The 5,513-nt window shown below is 27.8% G+C and carries 6 protein-coding genes; 1 reads left to right on the top strand and 5 read right to left on the bottom strand.

Annotated elements, in window-relative coordinates; genetic code table 11:
* Window positions 1-708: 708 nt before the first annotated feature.
* Entirely contained in the window at window positions 709-918 is a 210-nt protein-coding gene (locus tag ABI549_RS13295; RefSeq protein ID WP_348076945.1) for a hypothetical protein, read from the bottom strand.
* Window positions 919-1,207: 289 nt separating this feature from the next.
* A complete protein-coding gene (locus tag ABI549_RS13300; RefSeq protein WP_348076946.1) occupies window positions 1,208-1,777 on the bottom strand; it encodes a hypothetical protein in 570 nt (189 codons plus the stop codon).
* 169 nt (window positions 1,778-1,946) lie between these two features.
* On the opposite strand from ABI549_RS13300, the gene ABI549_RS13305 reads away from it, so the two are divergent.
* Complete coding sequence (locus tag ABI549_RS13305) at window positions 1,947-2,216, top strand: helix-turn-helix transcriptional regulator (protein ID WP_348076947.1); 270 nt, start codon at window positions 1,947-1,949, stop codon at window positions 2,214-2,216.
* 39 nt (window positions 2,217-2,255) lie between these two features.
* Here the strand turns inward: ABI549_RS13305 and ABI549_RS13310 are convergent, their stop codons facing one another.
* The 3 genes from ABI549_RS13310 to ABI549_RS13320 all read right to left on the bottom strand — a co-directional run.
* Window positions 2,256-2,522, bottom strand: a complete 267-nt coding sequence (locus tag ABI549_RS13310) for a hypothetical protein (RefSeq protein WP_348076948.1) — start codon at window positions 2,520-2,522, stop codon at window positions 2,256-2,258.
* A gap of 6 nt (window positions 2,523-2,528) precedes the next feature.
* On the bottom strand, window positions 2,529-2,813 hold the full coding sequence (locus tag ABI549_RS13315) for a hypothetical protein (RefSeq protein ID WP_348076949.1): 285 nt from the start codon (window positions 2,811-2,813) through the stop codon (window positions 2,529-2,531).
* Window positions 2,814-2,888: 75 nt separating this feature from the next.
* Window positions 2,889-5,513: phage tail tape measure protein (locus ABI549_RS13320; RefSeq protein WP_348076950.1), on the bottom strand; the 2,625-nt coding region annotated here is incomplete at its 5' end.

Below are 5,513 nucleotides of genomic sequence, written 5' to 3' on the forward strand. Positions count from 1 at the left end.
TTGAGGGGCTGGTGCTCGTAAGGGCGTGCGGGTTCAAATCCCGCCGTGGTCACAAATAAGCTTGACTATCAACACATTATAGTTATTTTAGTTGATATTTAGTTGATATTTGAATTGAAAACATTTTTTCTATGTGATAAAGACGTTTTAAATCTCTAAAAATTATTATCTAATTATTAGTATATTTGCTATGGTTTTATACTTGCCTGTGTATAGCTAATTTAAAAGAAATGACCAATAAATGGTCGTTTTTTTTTGTCCTATTTTTTTAAAACCTTAATCCAGTGCTTTGTCTTAATAATAATTATAAATTTTAATATTATGAACAGACAACTATTAAAAAGCAGACTGGAGATTCTGATTAATTCTAATTCAGAAAATCTAAAAAATGAAACTATTGAATTTTTAAAAGAAATATTATATAAATGTCCTTTGACAAAACGTCAGAATAGGTCATTAAATGTTTATATTCTTCAAACAAAACAATGTAAAAATTTAGACGAAGTAAAACAATTAATATGGAGGATTAAAAGTTTATTTTAAAAGTAAAGCGTACGACATTATCGTACGCTTTTTTATTTTCTCTTTCTCCAACTATCATTATGATATTTATCTGAAGGTTTGCTTTTGAAATAATACCACAAAAAACGTACAGCGAATATTAATATTGCAATGCTTATTACTACATCAAATATTTTCATTTTTGCTCTATTTTAAAATTGATTGTTTTTCTTTAAATCGTTTACTAAATCTATTGAATTGTTTGATTATCATTTCTCTGCATTGTGCATCTGAAATAATTGATGTAGTTGTTATAACTTTTTCTGGTTGAACATCTACATTCAACATTTTTAAAAGTCGTTTCCTTTCTCCTGGAGAAAGAGCTTGTATAACATTAAAAGCGGTTTCGGCAATCATTTTGAATATATTTATTTTAGAATTTGTTCAAGTTTTTAGTTTTATTCTTAGATATTTTGGTTCAAATATAAAATTAAGACACCTAAATACTTGAATGCCCTAAATATAATCTATTCAAAATATAAATCAAGGCTCAATCATTTGATTGTGCTTTGTTTTAAATTAAGATGTTTTATATTTGTTTACACCTTGGTACATTCAAGTATTTAGGTGTCAAAATTAAATACAATTAAAAATACCTTATTTAACACATGACATTCTAATTAATAAATGCTTGTAATATTTTTTATTATTCAGAAATAATATCCATTACGCTGTTTATAACTAATAATTCTCTGGCTTTCAAAATAAAATCTTTAATTTTCATTTGTTTTAATCTGACATCACATGCAATATCTCCATAACTTTCATGTAACTCTTCTTTTTTGATTTCATCAAGATTGTTATAAAGGTCAATATTGATTCCTAAAAGGATATAGTCAACTTCGTATGGTAAGTAAAAATTATTTTCAATATCGAATAAACTACATGAAAATTTTAAAAATTCTTCTTTTTTCTGTTCAGTTATAAAATAGTTTTCAAGTTCCGAATCTGAAAATGATTTGTAAGTTAAAACGTTGTTTATTGCTTTATGATAAATATCTGTATCAATGCAAAAACTTGATTTAAAATCTAAACACATCTTGTTTGCTATAAACGTAACACGTATAAGATTCAATATCTCAATACTATAACCAAACACTTTATGATCGTCTGAATATACAACGCTAGTTGTGTCCAATACCATGAATGAATTAAACTCTCTTTTTTCTAAAAATCCTTTCGGAGTAACTTCTGCTTGATTTTCTGTAAGTACCATAATTTAATTATTATTGATTAATTTTTTTAATATTTAGTGTTACTATAATTATTTTGATGTAAATATAAGTAATAATATAATGCAACATAAATAATACTATAATTATTTTGAAAATAATTATAGTATTACTATAATTCACTATCTTTGTATAAACCTAAATAATGAAGCCATGAACATTTTAAGACTAAAAGAATTATTGTATGAAAAAGGCATAACTGGAAAGGAATTAGCAGAAAAAGTCGAAGTAACTCCAGCTAGTATCTCAAACATTGTTCAAGGAAATAGTTTTCCAAAACCCGACTTATTAATTAAAATAGCAGACGTTTTAAATGTGGATGTACGAGAGTTATTTCTATCTACTAAACCAACTAAAACAGAAACTATTTTTACACTTAGAAAAGGTGCATATATTCCAATCGGGGAATTGAAAAAACAATAATTCTATTTTAACCCTCCCAACTATGAGAGGGTTTTTTTATTACTTCTGAACTAAAACAACTGTCTTATTTTCTCTAAAATATCGAGATTGCAATATTCGAAAAATATCCAAACTCATTACTACATTATCGGAATTATCAATTCTAAATCTTTCAGGAAAATACAATTTCAATAAATCAACAAAACCATTGTCCTTAATGTAAACTAAATTGGTTTCCTGGTCATGTATTATAGGATCAAACTGTTTTTCGCGATACTTTGCAATCAAAAGACATTCTAATTCTTGTAACTCTGCATCTGTTATCATAAATAATTATTCTAATCGTTTTTTTAATTCTTCAATTCGGGCCTCTCTCTGTTCTGGAGTCATAGTTTCATTTGTAATTACAGAAATATCTTGTTGAATTTGTTTTGGTATTATATAAGGCAAAAGCTTTGCTATTGCATTAACACGCTCTAGAGGTTCTAATTTTGCCAACATTACACCTAATTTTTCTACTTCTTTACCTAAAATAGTTCTAAGTAATTCCTTTGTTTCTGACGGGGTTTTATTGGGAGTTCCAGCAATCCTTCCTCCTGTCTTTGTTCGTTTTTCCATAATATTAATTTAATTTTATCTATTTTGATTCTACTTATAGAAAAGGGAACGTTTAAATTCCCTTTTTCTGAAATATTATTTACTCCAATTTGTATTACCAAGCTTCCATATTTCGTGACCAATATCAATTTTATTTGTCAAGTTTACCTCTGTTTTTTGTTTTTCAAGTGCTTTATTGGTTTTCTTAAGTTCTTCAAGCATTTCTTTATCATGCCTATTTTCAAAATATTGTTTAGCTTGAAAATCACTCGTTTTTCGTGCTTGCGCATTTACATTTGACAGGATAGAATTTCTAATATATTTCTGATAATCTTCCATAGACTTATGCACAATATCCCCTTTCATCAAACTGACAATTGCATTTTTATTAGTTGTGGTTCTTGCATTATTTCCAGATGCATCGGTTACAACCTCTTGAACTCCACCATCATTAATCATAGCTATCTCAGCTGGTCCGCCTTTACGACCCATTTTATACTTAGGTATTGGAGTAGCGATTGCAGTTGCTAATGAAATTGCACCAAGAACTCCAGCTAAAATTGCACCAACATATCCACTATCTGCAAATCCTTTCATAACAGATAATGCTGTTTGTATTGCTATTTGCGCAATAGTAACTGCTTTATTAAAAACAGCTTGTTTATGCTCCTCTTCACGTTTCTTTTTCTCTAATACTTGACGTTTTTTCTCAGCCTCCTTTTGAAGTATATCTTTTTTTCGTTGATCATTACCTGCTAATTCAATTTGCTTAGCGTAGTATTCATCATTTTTAGTGATTTCTTCGTTAATGTTAGTTATTTTTCTTTCAAAAATAGCATTAGCTAGATCACTTAAAGCGCTTGTTAGGCTTTGAGAAATTTCCAATAACTTTTCTGCTGTTATTTTTTCTTTATCAACTGTTTTTTTATTTTTATCATCATTGTTTTTTAACTCTTCTTCTGATAAATCTAGTTTTGCTTTAGTTAATGTTTCAGCTATTTTTTGCCTTTTTTCAGAAGACAATTTTTCTTTTTCAGGTAAAGCATCACTAGCTATTAATTCAGTTTCTAAATTCGATATTTGTAACTTTAATGCACTTATTGCATATTTCTTTTTAATATCAAAAACTGTTTTTTCATGATTTTCAATTGCATTTTCTCGATCTTTTTGACTTTGCTTTTCTAAATCTCCAAGAGCCAGAAACTTCCTGTTTTCAACTTCTAATTCCGAATTCATCGCAACATTATTTTTAGAGATTTTATCTTCTAAACTTTTTTGATAACTAGCTTCATCAAACTCATTAATTTTGTCAATTTCTTTTTGACTTTTTTTCTTTAATTCTTTTAATTTACTAGAGTAATCTTCATTAATTCTAATTCGATCATTTACTGTTAATTTATCATTATCAAGCAAATGTTTTTTAGTTAAAAGAAGTAGATCCTTTTGTTTTTGTTGACTATTGTAAGTCGCTTGAATACGCATTTCGTCACTTTGAGAATCATCTGCAACAATCTCTTCATTGAATTTTATAGTTTGTTCCAAACGTTGTTTTTGCAATTCATACAAAGAATCATTCAGTTGTTTTTGTAAGTCTAATTTTGCTTTAGCTGCTTTTTTATCATTATCGGAGTCTTCATTAGAATTAGGAGTATTATTTTTATTTTTTACTATTTTTCTACTATTTAATAAATTGTCTAATCCATCATTTTTATTAATAAGAGTTCTAGATTCTTTATTTAAACGTAAAATTTCAGCTGTATTTTTTTTATAAGAAATCAAATCTTTTTCTGTTTTATCGGAAAAAGCACCTTGTTTTAAAGCTTCTTGATTGGTGTAATAAAAATTTTCTTTGTTTTGAGAAATTAATAATTTTACTCTTTCTGCATTATTTTTAATTTGCTCACTATTGCTTTTTTTTACAAGAATTAATTGTCCGTCATTATATTTATTTGTATCAGAATAACTTTTTAAAATAGAATCAATTTCTTTTTTTCTAAGTATAGCCATTTCTTCTTCTTTCAATTTTTCATTAGAAGTGAATATTTTTCTCCAACCTTCAACAGTAGAGGTCAATTCATCAGTAACAAATTTTAATGCGGTTCCAAGGGAGTTTCTATCACTTAAAGACAGAATAAAACTATCATAAGCACTTCCTAATTTATCAAAAGAACCCTCTAAAGTATTACTTCTTTTTATAGCTTGCTCTTCAGCAGTTCCAACCTCACCCATTTTAATAGTTAATTCCTTTAGCCTTTCTGTATGACCAATAATATTTTGAGCTGCAACGGTATTTTCTAATCCAAATACCTCAACCAATTTTGCATTGTCTTTTAAAATTGGTTTTAATGCTTCTAGTTTTTGTTGAATAGGTATAGATTTATCTTTCAGAAACTCAAATGAAATTCCTAAATCTTTTATTGCCTGTTGAGCTTTTCTAGGCAAAGCATCTGGTGCAGATAATTTCAATAATACATTTCTTAAAGCAGTACCTGCATCAGCACCTTTCAATCCATTTTCGGCTAATAATTCAACTAATGCGGTGCTTTCTTTTATTGAAATATTTGAACTTCGAGCAACAGATCCAAACTTTAATAAAGCATCTGTTACTTGTGGAATTTCTGCAGCGCCATATTTTGCACCATTAGCTAAAGCATCAACGAATACACCCGCTTCACTTGCTGGTGCATTAAATTGATTTAATGCATCAGTTAATGCAGTTGC

It is taken from the genome of Flavobacterium sp., assembly GCF_039932285.1.
GTDB lineage: Bacteria > Bacteroidota > Bacteroidia > Flavobacteriales > Flavobacteriaceae > Flavobacterium.

What these genes read in the sequence shown, in the direction of transcription:
- ABI549_RS13295 (WP_348076945.1), bottom strand. Translation starts at nt 918, where the DNA reads ATGATTGCCGAAACCGCTTTTAATGTTATACAAGCTCTTTCTCCAGGA.
- ABI549_RS13300 (WP_348076946.1), bottom strand. Translation starts at nt 1,777, where the DNA reads ATGGTACTTACAGAAAATCAAGCAGAAGTTACTCCGAAAGGATTTTTA.
- ABI549_RS13305 (WP_348076947.1), top strand. Translation starts at nt 1,947, where the DNA reads ATGAACATTTTAAGACTAAAAGAATTATTGTATGAAAAAGGCATAACT.
- ABI549_RS13310 (WP_348076948.1), bottom strand. Translation starts at nt 2,522, where the DNA reads ATGATAACAGATGCAGAGTTACAAGAATTAGAATGTCTTTTGATTGCA.
- ABI549_RS13315 (WP_348076949.1), bottom strand. Translation starts at nt 2,813, where the DNA reads ATGGAAAAACGAACAAAGACAGGAGGAAGGATTGCTGGAACTCCCAAT.